The sequence below is a fragment of the Nonomuraea sp. NPDC048881 genome (assembly GCF_040649795.1).
Classification (GTDB): Bacteria; Actinomycetota; Actinomycetes; order Streptosporangiales; family Streptosporangiaceae; genus Nonomuraea.
In genome coordinates, this window is the sequence record NZ_JBEZGC010000036.1 from 16,430 (window position 1) to 37,510 (window position 21,081).

The 21,081-nt window shown below is 70.2% G+C and carries 20 protein-coding genes and 1 pseudogene; 9 read left to right on the plus strand and 12 right to left on the minus strand.

Annotated features, from left to right (window positions below):
- Positions 1 to 145: 145 nt before the first annotated feature.
- Positions 146 to 1,033 (plus strand): annotated as a pseudogene (locus tag AB0C33_RS50030) (IS5 family transposase).
- 503 nt (positions 1,034 to 1,536) lie between these two features.
- Positions 1,537 to 1,956, plus strand: a complete 420-nt coding sequence (locus tag AB0C33_RS50035) for a hypothetical protein (RefSeq protein WP_358302597.1) — start codon at positions 1,537 to 1,539, stop codon at positions 1,954 to 1,956.
- On the opposite strand, the gene AB0C33_RS50040 is transcribed toward AB0C33_RS50035, so the two are convergent.
- From AB0C33_RS50040 to AB0C33_RS50060, 5 genes are all read right to left on the minus strand, one after another.
- The gene (locus tag AB0C33_RS50040) at positions 1,842 to 5,861 is read right to left on the minus strand and encodes a S8 family serine peptidase (RefSeq protein ID WP_358302550.1); all 4,020 of its coding nucleotides are present in this window, start codon (positions 5,859 to 5,861) and stop codon (positions 1,842 to 1,844) included. The genes AB0C33_RS50035 and AB0C33_RS50040 overlap by 115 nt on opposite strands.
- A 101-nt stretch (positions 5,862 to 5,962) precedes the next feature.
- On the minus strand, positions 5,963 to 6,085 hold the full coding sequence (locus AB0C33_RS50045) for a hypothetical protein (protein ID WP_358302553.1): 123 nt from the start codon (positions 6,083 to 6,085) through the stop codon (positions 5,963 to 5,965).
- Positions 6,086 to 6,144: 59 nt separating this feature from the next.
- Positions 6,145 to 9,048: an AAA family ATPase gene (locus tag AB0C33_RS50050; protein WP_358302556.1), complete on the minus strand. Its 2,904-nt coding sequence runs from the start codon at positions 9,046 to 9,048 to the stop codon at positions 6,145 to 6,147.
- Between the two features lie 190 nt (positions 9,049 to 9,238).
- The gene (locus AB0C33_RS50055; protein ID WP_358302600.1) at positions 9,239 to 10,621 is read right to left on the minus strand and encodes an IS5 family transposase; all 1,383 of its coding nucleotides are present in this window, start codon (positions 10,619 to 10,621) and stop codon (positions 9,239 to 9,241) included.
- 276 nt (positions 10,622 to 10,897) lie between these two features.
- A complete protein-coding gene (locus AB0C33_RS50060) occupies positions 10,898 to 11,440 on the minus strand; it encodes a dihydrofolate reductase family protein (RefSeq protein ID WP_358302558.1) in 543 nt (180 codons plus the stop codon).
- A gap of 139 nt (positions 11,441 to 11,579) precedes the next feature.
- Between AB0C33_RS50060 and AB0C33_RS50065 the strand changes: the two genes are divergently transcribed.
- Positions 11,580 to 12,170 carry a TetR/AcrR family transcriptional regulator gene (locus AB0C33_RS50065; protein ID WP_358302561.1) on the plus strand — a complete coding sequence of 197 codons (591 nt, stop codon included), beginning with the start codon at positions 11,580 to 11,582 and terminating at the stop codon, positions 12,168 to 12,170.
- 121 nt (positions 12,171 to 12,291) lie between these two features.
- Here AB0C33_RS50065 and AB0C33_RS50070 read toward each other — a convergent pair whose 3' ends face one another.
- Positions 12,292 to 12,870, minus strand: a complete 579-nt coding sequence (locus AB0C33_RS50070) for a hypothetical protein (RefSeq protein WP_358302564.1) — start codon at positions 12,868 to 12,870, stop codon at positions 12,292 to 12,294.
- Between the two features lie 160 nt (positions 12,871 to 13,030).
- Between AB0C33_RS50070 and AB0C33_RS50075 the strand changes: the two genes are divergently transcribed.
- Both AB0C33_RS50075 and AB0C33_RS50080 read left to right on the plus strand, forming a co-directional pair.
- Entirely contained in the window at positions 13,031 to 13,600 is a 570-nt protein-coding gene (locus AB0C33_RS50075; protein ID WP_358302566.1) for a TetR/AcrR family transcriptional regulator, read from the plus strand.
- Complete coding sequence (locus AB0C33_RS50080; protein WP_358302568.1) at positions 13,590 to 14,216, plus strand: hypothetical protein; 627 nt, start codon at positions 13,590 to 13,592, stop codon at positions 14,214 to 14,216. Before AB0C33_RS50075 ends, AB0C33_RS50080 begins: the two co-directional genes overlap by 11 nt.
- Here the strand turns inward: AB0C33_RS50080 and AB0C33_RS50085 are convergent.
- Entirely contained in the window at positions 14,179 to 14,328 is a 150-nt protein-coding gene (locus AB0C33_RS50085; protein WP_358302570.1) for a hypothetical protein, read from the minus strand. The two genes, AB0C33_RS50080 and AB0C33_RS50085, sit on opposite strands and share 38 nt — an antisense overlap.
- A 266-nt stretch (positions 14,329 to 14,594) precedes the next feature.
- Positions 14,595 to 15,647 (minus strand): sigma-70 family RNA polymerase sigma factor, encoded by a 1,053-nt coding sequence (locus AB0C33_RS50090; RefSeq protein WP_358302573.1) that lies wholly within the window; start codon positions 15,645 to 15,647, stop codon positions 14,595 to 14,597.
- Between the two features lie 79 nt (positions 15,648 to 15,726).
- Here AB0C33_RS50090 and AB0C33_RS50095 point away from each other — a divergent pair, with 79 nt between their 5' ends.
- Together AB0C33_RS50095 and AB0C33_RS50100 are read left to right on the plus strand one after the other, a co-directional pair.
- On the plus strand, positions 15,727 to 16,086 hold the full coding sequence (locus AB0C33_RS50095) for a VOC family protein (RefSeq protein WP_358302576.1): 360 nt from the start codon (positions 15,727 to 15,729) through the stop codon (positions 16,084 to 16,086).
- Positions 16,087 to 16,088: 2 nt separating this feature from the next.
- Positions 16,089 to 16,748 (plus strand): maleylpyruvate isomerase family mycothiol-dependent enzyme, encoded by a 660-nt coding sequence (locus tag AB0C33_RS50100; RefSeq protein ID WP_358302579.1) that lies wholly within the window; start codon positions 16,089 to 16,091, stop codon positions 16,746 to 16,748.
- Positions 16,749 to 16,904: 156 nt separating this feature from the next.
- Here the strand turns inward: AB0C33_RS50100 and AB0C33_RS50105 are convergent, their stop codons facing one another.
- Positions 16,905 to 17,054 carry a hypothetical protein gene (locus AB0C33_RS50105; protein ID WP_358302583.1) on the minus strand — a complete coding sequence of 50 codons (150 nt, stop codon included), beginning with the start codon at positions 17,052 to 17,054 and terminating at the stop codon, positions 16,905 to 16,907.
- A gap of 591 nt (positions 17,055 to 17,645) precedes the next feature.
- A complete protein-coding gene (locus AB0C33_RS50110) occupies positions 17,646 to 18,248 on the minus strand; it encodes a helix-turn-helix domain-containing protein (protein ID WP_358302586.1) in 603 nt (200 codons plus the stop codon).
- Positions 18,249 to 18,330: 82 nt separating this feature from the next.
- On the opposite strand from AB0C33_RS50110, the gene AB0C33_RS50115 reads away from it, so the two are divergent.
- Together AB0C33_RS50115 and AB0C33_RS50120 are read left to right on the plus strand one after the other, a co-directional pair.
- Positions 18,331 to 19,329, plus strand: a complete 999-nt coding sequence (locus AB0C33_RS50115; protein WP_358302589.1) for an SDR family NAD(P)-dependent oxidoreductase — start codon at positions 18,331 to 18,333, stop codon at positions 19,327 to 19,329.
- Between the two features lie 86 nt (positions 19,330 to 19,415).
- Positions 19,416 to 19,793 carry a Tn3 family transposase gene (locus tag AB0C33_RS50120; RefSeq protein ID WP_358302604.1) on the plus strand — a complete coding sequence of 126 codons (378 nt, stop codon included), beginning with the start codon at positions 19,416 to 19,418 and terminating at the stop codon, positions 19,791 to 19,793.
- 194 nt (positions 19,794 to 19,987) lie between these two features.
- Here AB0C33_RS50120 and AB0C33_RS50125 read toward each other — a convergent pair whose 3' ends face one another.
- Both AB0C33_RS50125 and AB0C33_RS50130 read right to left on the minus strand, forming a co-directional pair.
- Entirely contained in the window at positions 19,988 to 20,227 is a 240-nt protein-coding gene (locus AB0C33_RS50125) for a three-helix bundle dimerization domain-containing protein (RefSeq protein WP_358302592.1), read from the minus strand.
- A gap of 27 nt (positions 20,228 to 20,254) precedes the next feature.
- Positions 20,255 to 20,941 (minus strand): GNAT family N-acetyltransferase, encoded by a 687-nt coding sequence (locus tag AB0C33_RS50130; protein ID WP_358302595.1) that lies wholly within the window; start codon positions 20,939 to 20,941, stop codon positions 20,255 to 20,257.
- Positions 20,942 to 21,081: the final 140 nt, after the last annotated feature.

Sequence of the window (21,081 nt, forward strand, 5' to 3'; positions counted from 1 at the left end):
GGCCACCGTGGGGCGCGTTCGGCCAGAGCCTGTCTCGAAGTGTTGATCAACGGCGTGTCGTAGCCGGACACGCAGAGAGGTCTCCGGTAAAGGGTTCAACGACCAAGAAGAACCAATAACCGGAGACCTCGTGGCCACCTTAGCGGTGACACGGCGGTTCGACCTCACAGATGCGCAGTGGACGTGGCTGGAACCGCTGCTGCCGGCACCCAAAAGGCCAGGTCGGCCGTCGCGGCGGAGCAAACGGCAGCTGATCGACGGGATCCGCTGGCGGGTACGGGTGGGCGCGCCATGGCGGGACGTGCCGGAGTGTTACGGCTCCTGGCAGGCGGTCTACAGCCTGTTCCGCCGCTGGCAACGCGCCGGCCTGTGGCAGCAGATCCTCACCCGCCTGCAAGCCCTGGCCGACGCCCGAGGCCTGGTCGGCTGGCAGGTCGGGGTGGACTCCACCGTCTGCCGCGCCCACCAGCACGCGGCCGGCGCGTCGAGGCGCGGCCAAGCGCAGGTCGAACCACCCGGCGGAGTACAGGCCGAACCCGCCGATCACGCCCTGGGACGTTCCCGGGGCGGCCTGTCGACCAAGCTGCATCTGGCCTGTTAGCAGGGTCAGCGTCTGCTCGCCCTGGTGGTGACAGCCGGGCAGCGCGGCGACGCGCCACAGTTCCCCGCGGTCATGGCCGCTATCAAGGTGCCCCGGATCGGGCCCGGTCGCCCGCGCACCCGGCCCGAGATCGTCCGGGCCGACAAGGCGTATTCCTCCCGCGCGATCCGGCAGCACCCGCGCGCCCGCAAGATCCGGTGCACCATCCCCGAGCCGGCTGACCGCGTCGCTGCCCGGCGACGGCGTGGCAGCCGCGGTGGCCGCCCGCCGTCCTTCGACCCAGACGACTACCGCGCCCGCTCAGCCGTCGAGTGCGGCATCAACCGGCTCGAACGCCACCGCGGCATCGCCACCCGGTACGACAAGCTCGCCGTCCGATACGAAGCCACCGTCCACATCGCCGCTTTCAACGACTGGCTCACGATCCTTTGAGACAGGCTCTAGGCGGCCGGGTTGGCATACCGGCGCGATCCGGGCACCCACACATCCCCCGCCCGCAGGGCGTCCCGTAGCACCAGCAGCGTGCACAACTCCCAGTAGTGCCGGTAGGCGCTGGCATTGCCGCTCTTTGCCGCGGTATCCAGGTAGCCGCGCCAGCGGGCCGGTACGAAGGTGACCGGCGCGACCGCGGGACTTTGCGGGCGCCCGTGGCGTTCAGCTCCCGCCAGATCTCCACCGCCTTCAGCAGGTCAGCGGCGGCTCCAGCTGCTGGCGCGCTTCTACGACGTGGACGCCGGCGCGGTGCGCGCGGGAGGCGTGGACGTGCGCTCGATCAGCACCGAGGCGTTGACGGCGCGGATCGCCATCGTCTTCCAGGACGTCTAGCTCTTCGACGGCACGATCGAGGAGAACGTGCGCCTGGGCCGTCCCGGCGCAAGCCTCCCGGAGGTGCGGGCGGCGCGCTGCTGTCCGGTGGTGAGCGCCAGCGTGTCTCGATCGCGCGGGCCCTGCTGAAGGACGCGCCCATCGTGCTGCTGGACGAGGTGACCTCGGCGCTGGACCCGGTCAACGAGGCGGCCGTCCACGAGGGCGTCGAGCGCCTGATGGCGGGGCGGACGGTGGTGATGGTGGCGCATCGGATGCGGACCGTCCGGCGCGCCGACCGCATCGTCTTCCTCGACGGCGGCCGGATCGTGGAGGAAGGCAGCCACGACCAGCGCGATCCCGGCGCCGGCGATCCCGCCCCTGATCCAAGAGCCCGGCCGGACGGTGGGAGTCCGGCCGGGCGATGGTCAGGTGGTCACTTGCGTAGGTTGAAGGCTCGGATGGTGGTCTGCTTGAGTGTGTTGCCCGCCTTGTCCCAGGCTTCGACCTTGAGAGTCACTGCGCCCTTGGTGGCACCGAGGGCGGGGTAGCGGGCCGTGGCGGTGTAGGCGCCGTCCTTGTCGCGCTTGACGGGGACGGGGGTGTAGGTGGCGCCGTCGTCGGTGCTGGCCCACAATCTCAGGCCGGCGATGTCCGGCATCTTCGACGGGGACGGTGCGTGGTAGGGGGCGACGGTGAAGGTGTGTGACCGCCCGGCGCGCACGCTGTTGGTGACGTCCAGGGTGTCGCCCAGGTCGTAGCTGACGAACACGACCGGGGCCGGCTTGCAAGGCTTCGCCGTGCCGTACAGCACATCGAGCGAGCAGAAGGAGCCGGGCAGGCGCTGAGCCGTCACCGGGGTGTTGAAGACCCACTCGACGTCGTGCCGGTCGTTCTTGGCGGTCAGGCGGTAGCTGCCGGAGTCCTTCGGCAGGGCGAAGACCGGCAGGATGGTGGAGCCGCTGACCGAGGCGCGCGGGATCTCCTTGCCGTCCCGGTAGAGGCGGACGTCGAAGCCCGGCTTGGACAGGTCGGGCGTCGGCCAGTGGTCGCCGTTGTGCTTCCTGCTGCCGGGCGAGCCGTAGCTGGGCTCGAACTCCGCCCAGAGCTTGTCGCCCTGCACGCACATCAGGCAGCGCAGGTGCGCGCCGAGGTTGGCGCCCGGCTTGGCGAGCTTGTAGACCTTGTCCGAGCCGGTCGCGACGCCTGGTGTGAACGGCGTGGTCATCCACGACTGCCGGACGCGGACCGGTTCGTCGAACACCTCCAGGGCCCACTGCGGGATCCGGGCGTCCGTGGGCCCGCCGCGCTGCTCTTCCATGCCGTGCGACCACAGGAGGCCGGAGTCGAGCGGCCCGACCCAGTCCTGGCGTTCCTGCAGGGTGAGCCGGGGGCCGCCCCACCCGCTGAGCCCGGTCGACAGCGGGATGACGTCGTCGGCCTTCTGCGCGTAACGCCAGTCGTTGTAGCGGTTGGGGGCGACGACGTGGGTGTCCAGGTCGATCCTGGCCAGGTCGCGCTCGCGGAAGGTGTAGTGCAGCGAGCGGGACACCCGGCCCTCTTCGTAGGGGGCGAAGGTGTAGCTGTAGGGCGTCTCCTCGGTGCCGGTCACCCGGACGGTGACCTGCCTGCCGCCCGCGAGCCGGTCGCGCAGGCCGAGGGCCTCGCGGGAGGGCAGGGACACCGTCGGGATGCCGATCGGCTTGGCCTGTCCGGTGAACGGGGTCTGCGTGAAGCTCAGCGGGATCGCGCATCCCGTCCCGGGCTTGGGGAAGTGCGCGATGGCGGCAGCGCCGGCGTCGCGGATCGGGCCGATCCGCTCGATCTGGACTCCGCACGCGTCGCCGAACGTGTTCTGCGACATCGGCGCCTCCAGCAGGACGAGCTTGCCGCGCAGGTCGCGGCCGGCGAGCTCCTCGGGCCTGCCCTCCCCGACGTCCACGAGCTCCAGGTCATGGGTGCCGGTGAAGGGCCGGAAGTCGGGGAAGCCGTCGCTCTGCTCGTGCACCCCGAAGGTGTTGTAGCCGTGCAGCGCCGAGGCCGGGCTCAAGGGGAGCCGGTCCCGCCCGCGCACGCTCATGGCGACCTCGGCCTTGCCGAGGGTGAAGCGGGTGTGGAAGCGGAAGGAGCCCTTGGTGACCTTCTCCGTGGGCAGCGCCCACACCCGGGTCCATGAGTCCTTGGGCCACACGAACCCCATGAACGGGGTTCCGCTGACCGTTGTCCGCTGGTAGGCCAGGTAGGGGAAGTTGCTCAACGGCTCGGCCGGCTGCGGGGTGGTGAAGCGGATCTCCGCCAGCTTCCTGGCGTCGAGCGTGATCTCGGTGTCCCCGGTGACGGTGAACTCCGGCACGGACAGCACCGCCAGGTTGCCCCGGTCGTCGTCGCCGACCCACTCGATGAGCTGCGTCACGCTGATGACGCTCTGCGGCACGCGGACGACCGTGGTGCCCTCGGCGATCAGGCCGACCCCGCCGATGAAGCCCTTGCCGCCGGTGATGTCGATGGTGTCCTGGGCCCACGGGCTGCGCGGCTTGCCGTCGCGGCCCAGGGTGTGGATCGTCAGGGTGGCCTTGGGCACCTCGCGGACGACGCCCACGGCGGTGCGCAACTGGACGCCCTCGGCGGTCGCGGTGACGACGCCGGTGTAGTTGTCCAGGTCGGGCAGGGCCTTGGGATCGATGGTGGCGGCAGTGGCGGCGGTGCCTCCGGCGGGGAGGGTGAGGGTTGCCGCGGCGATGCTCAGCCCGCTCTCCACCGCCCTGCCGTCCGACCTGCGCAGTTCGGCGGTGAGCTTCAGGGTGATCGGCTCGCTGCCGCCGTTGGTGTAGGTCAGCTCCCTGGTGATGGGCTCGGCGCCGCTCTCGACCGCGCCGAAGTCGATCCCTCCGGTGGTGGCGAAGACCCGCTGGGCGTACGCCCTGGCCACGTCGATGCGGCCGGCTCCCTGCTTGTACACGCTGAGCGCGTCGTCCTTCGCGGTCGACATGAGCGCGGCCTTGATCTGCGGGCCCGTCCAGTCCGGGTGCAGCTGCGCCATGATCGCGGCGGCTCCGGCGACGTGCGGGGTGGCCATGGAGGTGCCGTTCGCGGCCGTGTAGTGCTCGTCGATCGGGCTCCCCATGCTGGTGCCGGCGGCGCGCGCCGCGGTGATGGCCACGCCCGGGGCGGCGATGTCCGGCTTGAGGCCGCCGCCGACGCGCGGTCCCTGGCTGGAGAAGGCCGCCCACGCGTCGCTCTTGTCCACGGCGGCCACGGTCAGCGCGGCGTCGGCCGTGCCGGGGGTGGCGACCGTCTCGGCGCCCGCCGCGCCCGTGTTGCCCGCGGCGATCACGAACAGGGCGCCTGAGGACGCGCTGAGCGTGTCGACCGCCTGGCTCATCGGGTCGGTGCCGTCGGTGGCCCCGCCGCCGAGGCTCATGCTGATCACCTTGGCGCCGGAGGCCGCGGCCCACTCCATGCCCTCGATGATCTGGGAGTCGCTGCCTGTCCCCTCATCGGACAGCACCTTGCCGACGATCAGCCGGACGCCGGGCGCGACGCCCTTGTGCTTGCCGCCGTCCGCCGCACCGGAGCCGGCAATGGTGGAGGCGACGTGGGTGCCGTGGCCGTGGCCGTCCCGCACCTGCTGGCCGGGGATGAAGGACTTGCTGTCGGTGATCCGGCCGGCCAGGTCGGGGTGTGCCGCGTCGACGCCGGTGTCGAGGACGGCGACTTTCACACCGGCGCCGTCGTGGCCGCCGGCCCACGCCTGCGGAGCGCCGATCATCGGGACGCTCTCGGCGAGGTCGGCCTTGACCTTGCCGTCCAGCCACACCTTGGCGATGCCGCCGCGCAGAGTGTCCGGCACGTTGGCCAGGCCGACGATCCCGTTGGCGCCCTTCGTGTCCGGTACGGCTCGCACCGCGTTCCAGAACGCGCCCGCCTCGGCCTTGGTGACCTGGATCGCCGAGGCGTTCACGCTTTCCAGCGTGAGCACGGGCTCGCTGGCCGGGATGGCCGCGGCCGCCGAGGCGACGGCCTGGTCGGTGTGCCGTTCTGGGTACTGCACGATGACGGGCAGCTGCTTGGACCTGTCGTCGGCGTAGCCGTTCTCGGCCAGATAGGTGACGTTGAACAGCTCCCGGTCCAGACGGCCGGAGTTGATGGCGGGCACGGCGTCGCCCGGGGTGACGTACACGCCCTTGGGGGTGGCGAGCGCGGACAGCCGGGCGGTGGTGCCGTCGGGGCGGGCGTGCGCCTCTGGGCGCACGGTGTACTTGCCGCCGCCCGCGTCGCCGAGCCGTACCCGGTCGCCGGTGATCAGGGTGATCGTATGGTCGCCCGGGCCCAGCCCGGTCAGCGCGACCGGGCCGGTGACCTGACCCGGCGTGTGACCCGGCGTGGGAGCGGGTTCCTCGGCGAGGGCGGGGGTGCCGGGCACCGTGAGGGCGCCGAGCGCCAGAGCCGAGACCACGAGCAGTGCGCTCGTGCGGCGGGGCCTGAGGGAGGGGGGATCATGCGGTGATCTGCTTGGGAACATGCGGAACTGCCCTTTCGGGTGCAGAGGGGGGAAGATCAGACGGGCTCGAACCCTTCGGGGGCGTCGTCAAGGGGTTCGATGACCGGCTTCTCCGGCGGTCCTTCCCGCGCTGGGACGGCGTCGCTCTGTTCGCCGTCGGTGGAGTCGGTTTCGGACATGCCATAAGCCTCGTGCGCACCGCCGGTGAGGACTATGGGTAGGGCACCCCATTCGCGGCTCACGGACGGGGTGGGTCACTACGGGGGTGCTCCAGGCCGAGGTGCGCGCCGAGGGCGGCGCGGGAGCGCAGCCCGAGCTTGCGCAACGCGGCGCCGAGGTGCTTCTCCACCGTCCGGGGGGAGACGAACAGCTGCTGGCCGATCTCCCGGTTGGTCAGGCCCGCGGCGGCCATGTCGGCTATTTCGCGTTCCCGGGGAGACAGGTCCGCACCGTAACCCTGCGGGCCGCCGGGAAAGCGGCCCTTGACCGTCACGCCGTGCCTGCGGGCGAGCTGCGCGGCACGGTCGAGATCCCATCGGGCCGACAGGCCCCGGAACGTCGCCATCGCCTCCTGCAGCGGCTCTCCCGCTCCGGCGCACCCGGCGGCGAACAGGCGCCCGGCCGCCAGCTCGCGCGCCTGGGCCGCCTCGTACGGCGCACCCAACAGGTCGTAACCGGCTGCCGCCGCGCGGAAGTCCGCCGCCGCGGCCTCGTCCCCGGTCGTGAGATGAGCGCGTGCGTGGGCCAGCGCCGGGGCGGCCATCGGCGCGTCGAGGTCGCCGAGCCGTGCCGACAGCCGGGCCACCAGCGCGAGCGCCTCCTCCTGCCGGTCGGCGGCCGCCATCGCCTCGGCGAGCGCGGGCAGCGCGCGAACCGCCAGCGGCCAGAGCCCCTTGATCTCCCACACGGCGACCGCCGCCTCGGTCGCCGCGAGCGCAGCCCCGGCCTCGCCGTTCGCCGTGGACAGCCGCAGGAACCCGGCCACCGACAGCGGAAGCAGCTCATAGGCGCCCATGACCAGGGCGTTGCCGGCGACGTCGGGGAGCTCACGCCGGGCGGTGTCGAGCTCGCCGCGCGCCAGCGCCAGGCAGGCCGCGACGGTCTCGGCGCCGAGACGGTCGAACGGGCGGCCGCCGTACTCCTCGAGCAGGAGCGCGGTCTCCTCCTCCAGGCCGTCCCACCGGCCTTGGCAGCAGGCCAGCAAGAGCGCGACCAGGCGGCAGCGCGCCAGCGGCTCGCGCGAGGACTCCTCGCCGGCCGCCTCCCGCATCGCCGCGGTCAGCAGGGTGGCGGCGACTTCGTAGTTCCCTGCGAGACAGGCGTTCTCCGCGATGGATCGGTAGGCGCCCACCTCCTGCCGGTGCCGTGGCCGGCCGCCGGTCCTGCGGCGCACCTCCCTGGTCAGTTCCAGCCAGCGGGGGTCGCCGTACCCGCCCAGCGAGGTCGCGATCTTGCCGAGGATGAACACCTCCTCGGCCGGGTTGCCGATCGCCGGCACCACCGCCAGCGCCCGCTCCAGCCACACGATGTGCTCGGCCAGCGGCACCCGCGCGTCCATCGGCCGGCCGAGCGCCGCCATCACCCATGCCGCGAGCTCGGGCTGGCCGGCGAGGTCGTCGACGGCGGCGGTGAAGGCGCGGCGCTGCGCGCCGGGGTCCTCGCCGAGTCTTTCCTGGAGCAATCCGATGAGAAAGTGCAGCTGGCCGCGTAGCGGGCCCGGTTGCTCCGACTCCAGCGCCTGCGACAGCAGGTCGATGACCTTCGGCGGGCGCAGCACCTGGGCGGCGGCCCATCCCAGCCGTACCGCCAGGCGGCTTCGGCGTTCCGGGGCGAGGGGCGCGTGGCGCAGGACGTCCTCCAGAATGCGGACTGCCTCGGCGTCGTCGCCGAGTTGCGAGGCCTGTTCCGCTGCCTGTTCGGCGGCCTCCACCCAGTCGGCCAGCCGTCCGGCCCGGCGCAGGTGGTGGGCCTCCTGGCCGAGCGGCACCGGCTTCAGGGCCCGCACGGCCGCGGCGGCCCGCGCGTGCAGCTCCTGTCGCCGGCCGAGCGGGATCGCCCCGTATACCGCCTGGGCGGTGAGTACGTGCCGGAACGCCACCGTTCCGGCCTGCTCGACCAGCAGGCCGGAGACCAGCAGCTCGTCCGCCCCCGCCACGGTGTCGGCCTTGGTCAGCCCGCTTACCGCGGCCAGTTCCTCCAGCCGCACCGGTACATGCAGCACCGCCGCCGCCTCCGCGACGACCCGCGCCACCTCGGGCAGCCGTGCCACCCGTTCACGTACCGAGTCGCGTACGCCCGGCGGCACGTCGAGCTCGGCCACCGCCTTGCGCGCCCACCGCCCGCTGCGCAGCCTGATCAGCGCGCCGCGCGCCCGCAGCAGCGCCATCAACTCCTGGACGGCCAGCGGGAGCCCCGACGAAAGCTCATGCAGATGCGCGCCGAAGTCCGCGGTGACGCCCGCCTCGCCCAGTATCGCCGCGGCCATCGCGCCGGTCTGCGCGGCGTCCAGGGCCTTCAACAGGATGTGATCGTGGAAGACCGGGTCCGCGGGACGCCCGGTCACCTCCCGGACCGAGCCGTCCGCCTCCTCCCCCCGGTAGGCGAGCACGAGCGACATCTCCGGCAGCGGGACCGCCAGCGCGTAGGCGAGGAATTCGATCGTCTGCTCGTCGGCCCAGTGCAGATCCTCCACCACCAGGACGACGGGGCCGAGCGCCCGCAGCACCTCGGCCAGGCCGCGGAACAGCTGGTGACGTTCGGCGGCCCGGTCGTCCAGGGGCTTCAGCGCAGGCGGCAGCACGGATTCCAGTTCGGGCAGCAGAGCGCGCAGCGCGCCCGCGACCGGCGACAGTTCGGCGCGCGCCAGCGCGTCGCCGGTGCCGCGCAGCGCCTCGATCAGGGGGCCCAGGGGGAACGGTTCCCGGATGCGCCGGGCACCGCCGCGCAGCAGCAGCCTGCCGGCCATCACGGGCAGCGCCGCCAGCTCGGCCAACAGCCTGCTCTTGCCGATACCGGCCTCGCCTTCGAGCACGACCACCGCGGGCGGCCGGCTCACCGCCGCGACCAGGCGGCGAAGCTCCTCCTCGCGTCCGATCAGGATCGGGGAGATCACCCGTCCCGCGGCCGTGTCGCCGTCCGCCATCGAGACCGCCTCCGCTCACCTGGTCCGTGCCTTGCGTGATGAATCACCGCAGTTGCGATCATTCATACAGCAAGCGCCCATGAAGGCTCATGTGCCCCTGGCGAACGTCCTGGCACAACCGTCCCTGCTCTGACCACGCCTCACCAAGATGGACAGAGCCGGCGACCATGGTCGACCACGGGGGGCTCGCTCAGGTCCTGCGCCCAGCCGTACCTCGCCGAGCTGTTGCTCCAGGTGCTGCTGGACGCCGTCCTGGTCCTCTCCACCTTGTCCCGCACCTGCGCAGCCGACAGCCGATCGATGTGCACCCGCGGCCTTGCCGGCTCGCCGCGCAGGTGGCCGGTTTCGAGGCCATGCTCCAGATCAAGGGTTGGCAGCCGGGATGTCGAAGCAATGGTCGCTGACGAGCGCGGGCACGGTGGTCATCACTTCCAGCACCCGGCGGACCAGAGCTCGCGCCTCGGGCATTTGACGCGGCGGGCGCGAGCCGGCGAGGTGGTGGCGCGCGGGCCAGGTGGCAGGTGCGCGGGCTCGGTGTCGGCGACGACCGCGTCGGCCGGACCTGACGTCGGGGCGTCGAGGCGCTGGTTGACCGGTCACATGTTGGACGCGATGAAGCCGGCGACCCAGCAGATATGCCTCTGGCCTGCATAGACAACAGGGCTGAAGTCTGGCCCCTCAGCCCCGAGGCCTCTGCATGAGCCAAGGTGAGAGGCATATCCGTTGGATTTTGCGCCATTACACGGAGTGAGTGTTTGAGATCGGCGGTCCTCGTTAGTCGCAGACGATTCTGGCTTGTCGCCGAGCGGCGCCCGTGCGGGTGAGACGGCGGGCCATACCGGCGATGGCAGCCCAGCGGATGACGGCCTCGGAGATCTTCGGGTCTCGTTCGTAGTCGCGGGCCAGACGGCGACAGGCGGTCAGCCAAACCAGTGTCCTCTCCACCACCCATCGCCGTGCGATGGGTGGTGGAGCCTCGCTGATCAGCGGGCTTGCGGACGATCTCCAACCTTGTACGCAGGGTGTCGCGGACCCAGTCCACCAACCGGCCGGCGAACCCCTGGTCGGCGAAGACGTGCCGGATCGGGGTCGTCAGATACGCCGACAGCAAGGCGGTCTTGGCACCGTCACGGTCCTGCCGGCTCGCCGCCATCACCGCGACGGTGACCAGCAGGCCGGTGGTGTCGGTGATGATGAACCGCTTGCGGCCGTTGACCGTCTTGCCGGCGTCATGGCCGCGGCTGTCACGCCCGACGGTGTCGGCGTCCTTGACGCTTCGGGAGTCGATGATGCCGGCGGACGGCTCGTCGTCGCGGCCGTCCTGGCGGCGGGCCTTGATGCGCAGCTCGCGCAGCAGGGCCTCGGTCACGCCGGCCTGCTCCCACTGCTGGAAGTACCGGTACACGGTCTGCCGGGGAGGCAGGTCAGTGGGCAGATACCGCCACGGGCAGGCGGAACGGACCACGTACAGGATGGCATTGACGATCTCCCGGCGCGGGGGCTTCTCCGGGCGGCCGCCGCTGTTGGGCTCGGGAAGCAGAGGCGTGATGAGGTCCCATTGGGCGTCGGTCAGGTCTGAGGGTTGCGCTGCGGGGGCATTCGGCCGCCTTGGCCGCCCACGAGCTGGCCGTCATGCTGCCACGCCGTGCATAAACGATCTTCTCAAACACGCTCTGAACTGATGCGATGGGGCCGGTTTGGGCGTGGCCCTCTTCCTTTTCTCTCTTCCGGCCTCGGTACTGGTGAGGTCGTCTTCCTGCTCAGCCTGTCTCGATGTGAGGCAGGGCGCTGCTGACCGTAGCCGCCTGGCACCGCGGCTCCCGATGGCTCGGAGGACCTGCAACTCTGGCTAACGGAGGACTCGGTAGCGGAGATGAGCCTCACTCGCGAAGGCTGATGTATCGAGGCGCTCAAGCTCGATGTGCCGCCCAAGGCCGGCGAACAGCGAGATGCCGTCGCCGAGCAGGACCGGCGCAACGTCCAGGTGGAGCTCGTCGACGAGACCCAGCCGCAGGCACTGTCGTGCGATGCTTCCTCCGAGCAGGCTGACCCAGCCGTCCCCGGCCGCTTGCGTGGCCAGCCTGACGGCCTCGTTGATGTCGTCGACGACGAAGTTGTACGTGATGCCGTCGCGCTCGATCGGCTCATGGGCGCTGTGGGTCATCAGGTAGACCGGGACCTTCAGCATGCCGCCATACGGGATCTCGCCGTCCTCGATGGTCTGGGTCTTGTTCGCGCCGCCGACCACCGCGCCGATCCGGCTCATCACTGTCTCGACGACGGCGTCATCCTCGGGAGCGGAGGGCCGGCCGAACATCCAGTCGACCCCGCCGTCCTCCTTTGCCATGAACCCGTCAAGAGTGATGGTCGCGTGGACGATCACGGTAGCCATGAGCCGCTCCTATCTCCGAGAGGTGAGTCGATCGACTCACCTCTATTAACCTAATCGTGTTCGTAATGGTGAGTCAAGGAACTCGCCTCGATGAGATGCTGAACGGATGACACAGGGACGCTCCTCGTACCACCGTGCGGTGGCCGCGACCAATCGCGAGGCGATCCTCGGCGCCGCCGCGCAGCTCTTCCTGGAGTTCGGGTACGACCGCACGCCCCTGGCACGTGTCGCCGAGCGCGCAGGGGTGTCCAAGGCAACGCTCTTCAAGCAGTTCCCGACCAAGGCCGAGCTCTTCGAGGCAACGGTGCTCGCGGCAGGCGGATCGCCGGCTCCGGAGCCGGTCGAGATCCCAACCGGCGACCTCTACGCGGGCTTGGTGGTGCTAGGTCGCGCGTATGCGGAACTGTTGACTCGTCCTCGCATGGTCGCCCTGATGCGAACCGTGATCGCCGAATCGCACCACTTCCCCGAACTGCGCGAGCGGACCTTCGACTTCGGCACGCTGCCCGTACTGCAGGCGCTGGGGCGCTATCTGCGGGAGGCACACTCCGCGGGAAGCGCCGACATCGATGATCCGGATCTGGCATCCGCACAGTTCCTCGGCATGATCGCGTCCGCGATCTTCTGGCCGCGCCTCACGCACGGTACGTGGTCGATCACCAAGGAAGAGCAGTTGCAAGCGGTCGACGAAGCAGCCCGGACGATCGCCGCGCGCTTCGCAACTCCCTGACGGGATCATCCGCGTTCGGGGCAGTGCCCAACCTCAGGCTGCTGCCGAAGGACCTGGCGTTCGCCGCGGTGGACACGATGGGCGAGCGCGCCAAGAGCACCTTGGCACACAGAAGTAACGATCACGGCCGGGCGGTCAACGCCCTGAACTGCGGAAACGCGCCGGCGGTGTCAACCATGGCGGCCGCCATGGTGCACAGGTCGGCCGCACGCGCCCACTCGCGTGCGGGGGATGTTCGATGCCCGACGGTGAATAGCCAGAACCAAGCCCACCGGTTGGCAAGTCGAGGCGTGGAACAGAGCACGGCGAAGAAGACGAGCGCCCAGGAGGCGGCGATCCACCAGCCGCCGGGAATGTCGAAGGGCCAGTCAGGAAAGAGGCCGCGCCGGGAGGACTCCACCTGCTCCCGCACCAAGAACGGCGGAACAAGCACGCGGCTCATGTCGGCCATGAGGCGCGCGGTCGTGTACGGCCCTTCGAGGCCGGCCATCCTGCCCTCCACCTGGTGCCAAACCAGCGGGGATTCCGACCACCGCAGGGACACCAGTTCGCCGGAGTCGGCGGCCCGGTAGTTCACCCGGCCGACCTCCCCGGCCAGCACCACATCGCGGAACTGCTCCAACGTCCGCGAAGAGGGCGAGGAACCTGCATCGATGATCAGCAGGCCCGCGAGCAGAGGGAAGAGCAGCACCAGCCGCACGACGAAACCGGCCGTGTAGAGGATGCGGGGGAACCGGACTGGTGGCACGGCTCGAGCGGTCCCCCTACCGGATCGCCTTCGCCGTCCTCGCGGTCGCCGCCGTCAGCACGGTGGCGCTTGTGTTGATCATAGGGTTACCACTGGGATGTACCATCGGTACATGCCGCTGCCACGCTTCTACCGCCTGCCCGCCGACCGGCGGGAGTCGATCCTGCAGGTTGCCAGGGAACACTTCGCCCGGGACGGCGCCGACCGCGCCTCCTACAACAAGATCATCGCCGAGCTCGGGATCTCCAAAACGTCGGCCTACCAGTACTTCGACGGCAAGGAAGACCTGTTCGCCGGGGTGATCGAGGATGTGCACGCGCGGATATCCCAGGCTCTCGGGGACTGGCCGGACGCCGGCTCGGCCGAGCACTTCTGGGAGCAGTTGCAGGCGGCCTCCGGCCGGCTGACCGCGCACGGGCTGGCCCATCCCGATGACCTGGCGCTGCTCGACGCGAGCACGGCCCAGGACCCCGCGCCCTGGCTGGCCCCCGTGCTCGACAACGGGCGAGCCCTCGGCGTGATCAGGTCCGACGTGGATCGCGAGCTCATGCTCGCCGCCACCGCCGCCGTCCTGCGCGCCGCCGACGTCTGGGCTGCCGCCAGGCTACGCCAGGGCTCCGCCGTACCGGATGTGATCTGGAGCCTGGTGCGAGGGATGTGGAGCAAGCCCGATGAGAGCTGAGATCGACTGGACCATCCCCGCCACGCCGCCGGGATGGAGGGGTGCGTTCGAGCGGTTCATGGGGCCGGGCAAGAGCCGGGCGGAGCAGCGGATGGAGGTCGCCGGCTCGCTCGCGTGCATGGCGCTGCTCGGCTGGCACCTGCTCCTGGCGCCGATCCAGGGTGGCTGGCCGCAATGGCTCGTCATGCTGGTCATCGGCCTCGATCTCGTGGGCGGCGTGATGACCAACGCGACCAACGCGGCCAAGAGGTGGTACCACCACAAACCCTCGCGCGCGCGGCTCGGGTTCGTCGCCGCACACCTCGTCTACCTGGCGGCCATGGCGTTCGTGGTGCTGGACGCCGCATGGGGATGGTTTCTGACCAATTCCGCCCTTCTGCTGGCGGGCGCTCTGCTCATCGAGATGGTCCGACTGGAGGCCAAGCGGCCCGCTGCCATGGCCGCCTATATGGCCGCGGTGCTGGTCAACCTGACGGCCCTGCCGGTTCCGGAGACCCTGGACTGGTTCACCGTCTTCTTCTTCCTCAAGCTCCTGGTGTGCTATCTGGTGCCGGAGGCGCCCATGCGATCCGCGCCGGTCACTGCATCGGGATCACCCGCAGCGCCTCCTCCTTGAGCTCGCCCGGCGTCTTCATGTCATGCGGCGGAGCCAAGTTGTATTCGATGGCGAGCTGAACCGTCTGCGCGATCCGCTCCGCGGCTTCCCCGGCCAGCAACGTCAACGCCATGTCTTGATCCCCGACGACACCCCTGCCGCGGTGACGATCTTTCCATCGAAGACGACCCACTCCTCGACTGCCGTGCTGCCGAGCCCTCCAGGTGCCGCACCCGCCCCCAGTGCGAGGTGGCCCGCTTGCCGGCCAACACCCCGGCCGCAGCCGGCGAGCACACCCAGAGCGGGTATCTCGTCCCACCGTCTGACGCATCGACCCTTCACTTCTACGGGCAGAGAAGTGGCCGATGCGATCCTCAGCCAACGCCTGCGGTTTCGCGGTCAGGGAAGTGAGGCGGGCAGCGCGAAGGGTGGGAAATGGTCGGGACCGAGGAACGAGACGATCTCGCAGATGCGCGGGCCGCGGAGCGCGAACACGGTGATCGACCAGGCGGTGTGCGGCCCGGCGACGTCGCCGCCGAGGTAGAAGGCCACGGCGGGCTGGGCGTTGGCGCTGGTTGGAAGGGTGCGCCAGCTTGGACATCTGGTGATGGGGACTTGCAGGGCGAAGTCGGTGACGGCCGCCAACCCCTTGTACCAGTGCGCCAGAGGCGGCATGGACCACGTGACGTCCTCGGTCAGCAGGGGCACCAGGGCATCGATGTCGCCGCGTTCCAACGCCGTCGCGAACGCCGCCACGAGTTTGTGCACCTTGGCGTCGCCGATCTTCCGCAGCGCCTGCTGCTGGCTCATCGAGGGGGTCTTCTCGGCAATGAGCCTGCGGGCCCTCGCCAGGGCGGAGTTCACGGACGTGGTCGAGGTGCCTATCATGGTGGCGATCTCGGCGGCGGAGAACCCGAGAACGTCGAACAGCAGCAGCGCGGCCCGCTGGTTGCCCGACAGGTGCTGCAGGGCAGCGACGAAAGCGAGTTCGACGGACTCGCGCCGCTCGTAACGCGCTTCGGGGGCGGCGCGGCCGTCGGCGAGGCCCTGATCGGGGTAGGGCGCCAACCAGGCGACGTCGGTCAAGGAGGCAGCGTCCAGCACGGCCCGGTCGCTGGATGAGCCAAGGTCGGCGGGCAGCGCCCGCTTGGCGCGGGAGGCGACCAGGTCCAGGCAGGTGCGGGTGGCCACGGTGTAGAGCCACGAGCGCAACGAGCCGCGGCCCTCGAACCGCGCGAGCCCTCGCCAGGCGCGCAGCAAGGCTTCCTGCAGGGCGTCGTCGGCGTCGTGAGTCGAGCCCAGCATGCGATAGCAATGGGCATGCAATTCCTGGTACAGCGGCCCGACCAGGCGCGCGAAGGCGGCATCGTCCCCCGTACGAGCTCGGGCCAGGTCAGCCTCCTGACCGCTTCGCACCGGATCCGCCGGGAGCCCGAAAGATATTTCCCCCATGAGCGACGATTGTGCCCTACAGCGGCAGTCCTACCAGGTGACGGGCCACACCGGCCCGGCCCCGCCAGAGAGGACTGCCATGACGTCGACCGGATCTCGCCCCGCAGCCGAATGGTTCGACATCTCCACACTCGATGCTCGGCAAGCGCGAGTCTTCCATCAGAAAATGTTCGGCTGGGAGGTGAACGCCATCGACGAGACCTACGCACTCATCGGCGACGACGGCGGCCGTCCTGCGCGAGGGATCGGCCAGGCCGGTCCGAACAGCCCGTATACGGGGATCGTGGTCTACTTCCCGGTTGACGACGTCGAGGCCGCGCTCGCTCGTGCGCAACGGCTGGGCGGCAGCCGGGTCCTGGAGCCGACTCAGACGCCCCTGGGGCGCATCGCGGTATTCGCCGACCTCGACGGCAATCGCGTCGGTCTGGTGAGCCGCTGACCATGATCGAGTTCACACCCGAACCCATCGACAAGGTCCACCTCTGGTCGCTGGTCCACGCCGAACGGGCGGCCCTGGCGGCCGACCTCGCGGATCTGACCGATGAGCGATGGGCCACGCCGTCCCTGTGCGCCGGGCTGACGGTCCGCGAGGTGCTGGCGCACATGACCTCTGGGGCGAGCCTCACGCCGGTACGGTGGCTGACCGGCGTCATCCGCTGCCGATTCGACTTCGACCAACAGGTGGCCATACGGCTGGCCGAACAACTGGGCGCGACCCCGGCCGAGACGCTTGCCAGGTTCCGCCGCATCATCACCAGCACGACCAAGCCCCCCTTGCCGGTCATGGCGATGCTGGGCGAGACGATCGTGCACGGAGAGGACATCCGGCGACCTTTGGGCATCCGACGCGACTATCCGATCGACCTGCTCACGCGGATAGCCCACTACTACCGGCGCACGGACATGGTGGTCCTGGCCAAGGGCCGGATCCGCGGCCTGCGTCTCGTCGCGAACGACGGCCCCTTCGAGACCGGTTCCGGCGCTCTCGTGGCCGGCCCGACAGTGGCGCTGACGATGGCGATGACCGGACGCGCCGGCTACTGGAACGAGCTCGAAGGCGACGGTGTTGCGGTGCTCCGCGCCCGCGGTACGGTCACGTGATCCCCACCTCAGGCCCTCACCGCTCGGGCTCTGAGCAGTTGGGTTGCATGTCTGCCTGTACTTGCCTGTGTGCCTTTGCCTGTACGCCGACAGCAAGCGGCGGTCATCTGTCTCGACAAGGAAGCCGTGCAGGCGAGCGTGGTCGCGCCCAGAGGCTCACTGTCGGACCAGGAGGCCCAGGGGTTCGGGCGCCTCCCAGGCCGTCAGCTGCCGCTCAGGGGCGGATTCCTGCTGCGCGAACTGGTTGATCAGGTCGGCGAGGGCTTGCCGGTCCTGCTCGGACGGGTCCTGTAGGAGGATGGCCACCGGCTCGATCACCCTGCATCGTGGCCGCGGGCGTAATGGCGTCGTCGTCGCGGAGGTCCAGCCTGATGACGAAGGTGGTGGCGCGGTGCATGTCCTTGGCCGATGTCATCGCCGCTCGCGCGGCCGACATGGCATCGCGGAAGCTGAACTCGTCGCCGTGACCGGAGTGCATGTAGCGGGTGCTCCAGAGCTGGCGCCGGGCGGGGTCGGCGACGGCGTGTACCGCGCACCAGACCGATGCCGAGTAGCGCCGCCAACTCGGTGAGCACGCTGAGCCCGAAGACATGGGGGATGCTGATCCACAACGGTGACACAGGAGCGTCGTTGAGCTGGCCCATGTCGAAGTGAAAGGCGAACGGCAACCTCCACAGGCACGTGGGGAGCAGCACCCAGGGAAGCGCTCAGGCGGTACGGAGTGCCCAGCATGGGACGGGTTGCGCGGTGTCGCCGGTGGCCGGGGCCGCGTGCAAGAGTCTGATCGCCATACCTGCACCTTCCACGCACCTTGAGGACAATTGATCACCTGTGACGGTGAATCGCCTCCCCCACGCGAGCCAGTGACGGCTTCGGCACATAGCCGGATGGACGGGGTCAGGCGACGGATTGCGCCACCAGAGCCATGGCCTGCCGCATGGCGTTCCGCACCTCGCCGGGTCCGTCGCCGCGCTGCAGCGCGGTCACTGCGGATGCGCTGACCGCGCCCACCATTGCGCCGACCAGGGCGGAGGCGGTGATCGTGTCGAGTCTGTCGGGGAATGCCCGCTGCAGAGCCTGGGCCAGATCGGCCTGCGCCGTGAGGTATCGCTGAAGCAGCCGGGCCTGTAGCGCCGGCACCGAGGCCGCCAGCCGTGCCCGCAGTGCCGCGAGCCCGCTGGGGAGGTCGCTGTCCCAGGTATCGGCGATCATCTGGTCCATCGCCCGCACCAGCACCTCAGGCAGCCCTTCCCCGGCGCGGCGCTCGGCGATCGCCTGCAGCGCCAGATCGACGCGCACGTCGGCATTGGCCAGAAGCACATCCTCCTTGGTCTGGAAGTGGAGGAAGAAGGTGCGGGGGGACACCTCCGCCGCGTCGGCGATCTCGGCCACCGTCACCTGGTCGTAGCCCTTGTCCTCGAACAGGCGCACCGCCGCCTCGATCAGTGCCTGCCGGGTGCGCTGCTTCTTGCGCTCTCGCAGTCCGTGCTTCTCCACCACGCAGGGCAGTCTATGACATCTTCTGAATTAATGCATACTGTGAATTAGTACATAGACTGCAGTCAGTGAAGGGAGATCGTTCATGGGAAGTCTGGACGGACGCGTCGTCCTCATCACCGGAGCGGGGCGCGGCATCGGGCGGGAAGAGGCGCTGTTCTTCGCCGCCGAAGGCGCGAAGGTCGTGGTCAACGACCCCGGCGTCGCCATAGACGGCACGGGCGGCGACGCCGGCGTAGCCGCGAAGGTCGTCGCGGAGATCATCGCGCGCGGCGGACAGGCCGTGGGCAACACCGACAGCGTCACCGACTGGGACGGCGCCCGCCACATGGTGGAGACGGCTCTGGAGTCCTTCGGCGACCTGCACGTCGTGGTCAACAACGCGACCATCGAACGGAACATGGGCCTGACCGACCTGTCGGAGGAGGACTTCGACGACGTCGCGGCCGTCAAGCTGAAGGGCACCTTCGCGGTGACGCACTGGGCGGCCCGCCACTGGCGCGACCGGTATCAGGCAGGGGTCCACGCCGACCGCGCCGTGGTCAACACCTCCTCCGGCTCCGGGCTGCTCAACCCCCTGCCCGCGCAGGCCTCTTATGCGGCAGGCAACGCCGGGGTCGCGGCGCTGACCACCGTGGCGGCACTCGAACTCGGCCGGTACGGCGTGCGGGTCAACTGCATCTCGCCCTCGATGGCCCGGACCCGCCTCACTCTCGCCGTTCCCGGCATGAGCGAGGAACCGCCGGTGGGCCGGTTCGACCCACTGCACCCGGCCGCCTGCGCACCTGTCGCCGCCTACCTGGCCGGCGCGGCCTGCCCGCTCACCGGCCAGCTGCTGTCGGTACGGGGCGGAACGGTCACGGTCAATCATGGCTGGTCCCTCGGCGCCCACATCCACAAAGACGGGCTGTGGAGCGTGGCGGAACTGGCCGAGAAGGTGAAGGGACTGCCGATGGACGACCCGTTCGACAAGCTCGCCCAGGCCCTGACCGGCGCACTCGGCACCATCGGACGCGATCAACTCCAGGAGATGATCAACGCCCTGCTTGACCAGGGGGTCCACTCCGACGCGGCCTCCGCATGACGCGATGAACCACGTCCCGGACCGCGTGCTCAGTCACGCGGTCCGGGGATGGACGGGGGTCTGTTTGATGGGTGACCGCCTCTGAGATGCGTCCGTTCTCTGCGATCTCGCAATCCAGGCACGCCCCCTCGTACCAGGCGCTCGAGGAACTGGGCCGCGTCATCAGGACGATCTTCATCTGCGAGTACGCAGTGAGCAACCGGCGGGGCGTGGCTGTTTGCGCGCCCGCGCCAGGCGAGGGCCTGCCCAGCACCCTTGGGACACCTCGGCCAGGTCCGGCTCTGCGGCCGCCGGTTCCTCCGTCTTCCCCACCGTGGCGCAGCAGACCGAGTGGGTCTGCTTGGTCACGGTGTCGGCGTCGCCGTGGGCGGAACGTCAGGTCGGCGAACGGAGTCGGGGCCGATCATCCTGGGTCGGCCGCTGCAAGCGACCCCCTTCGGCGGGCCGGTGAAGCCATGGCCTAGCGTGATCGCCACGAAGGCGGCTGCTCGGTATTTGTGCTGGTTGGCGTGGGCGCAGAAGGGCCGGGTCGCCTTGGGCGCGACGCTGGGCACCCTGTGGACGGTGGGCCTGACGCTGCCGCCGTACCTGCTGTCCAGGGCGATCGACGACGACCTGGCGACCGGCTGGGTCCTGACGCTGCTCGGCGCCGGCCTCGTCAACGCCTGGCTGGCGATGATGCGGCAGCGTACGATGACCAAGATCCGGATGGACGCCAACTTCCGCACGATCGGCCACCCTTCACCTCCCCATCCCCTTCCACGCGGGCCGAGGCGTGCAGCCGCTGGCGGGCGAAGCGCTCGGCCAGCAGCGGCAGGACGTTCGCCACCGCCGCCTTGGTGGCGAACTGGTCGTAGCTGGTGTGCAGGAACCGCTCGATGTCCGGTACGGCGGCCAACGATGGTGGCGGTGCGGCGGCCTGGGACTATTGACGCCTGGCGGACGTCCGCGCTCCCGCCTCCTCGGCAGCGCGGCCGGCGCTCCAGACCATCGTCCGCTGGTGGACCCGCCGGCCGTCGTGGCGGAGGCCGGGCACCAGTGGCGCCGGGCCGTGCTCGGCGAAGCCCATGCGCTCGAAGAACCGCACCGCCCGGGTGTTCTCGACCAGGGTCTGCAGGTGGCAGCCGGGGGATCCGGCCTTCCTGAGCCGGTCGAGCCATCGGCTCATCAGCCCGTCGGCGGCGCCTGTCCCTCGCGCCTCGGGCGCCACGTTGATGTGCAGGTGCGCGGGCCACCTGGCGTCGGCGAGCTCGCCGGAGCCGGGCTGCCTGCGGATCGCGGCCCACGCCAGATCGGCCAGGCTGCGCGCGAAGAAGGCCGCGGGCCTGGGCCGGAAGACCAGCCGGTAGGTCCGCATCGCCTGCTCCATGCGCTCGCCCTCGCCGGGGAACCGCGCACTGTCGAGGCATCCCGTCAGGTAGCCCACCAGGGCGCCCCCGGCGACGGCGACGAAGAGCGAGTCCGGCTCCAGCTCCATGTAGGGGTCCAGGTAGACGGCCGCCTCCGAGTCCATGTGCCCCCACAGCGACGCCGTGGGAGCGCCCTCGCCCACGCGCTCGAACAGCTCGCGCAGCTCGGCGCGGTCGCTCGGTTTGAACGTACGGATCTCCATGACGCCTCCCACACGGTGTACGGTCTACTCTGTACGATATACACGATATGACGTACACAGATTCCGGCCGCGCGAGAGGATGTTCGATGGCAGAGCTGCCACCCGTCGTGGCGCGGATGTGGGGCCGCGAACCCATCACG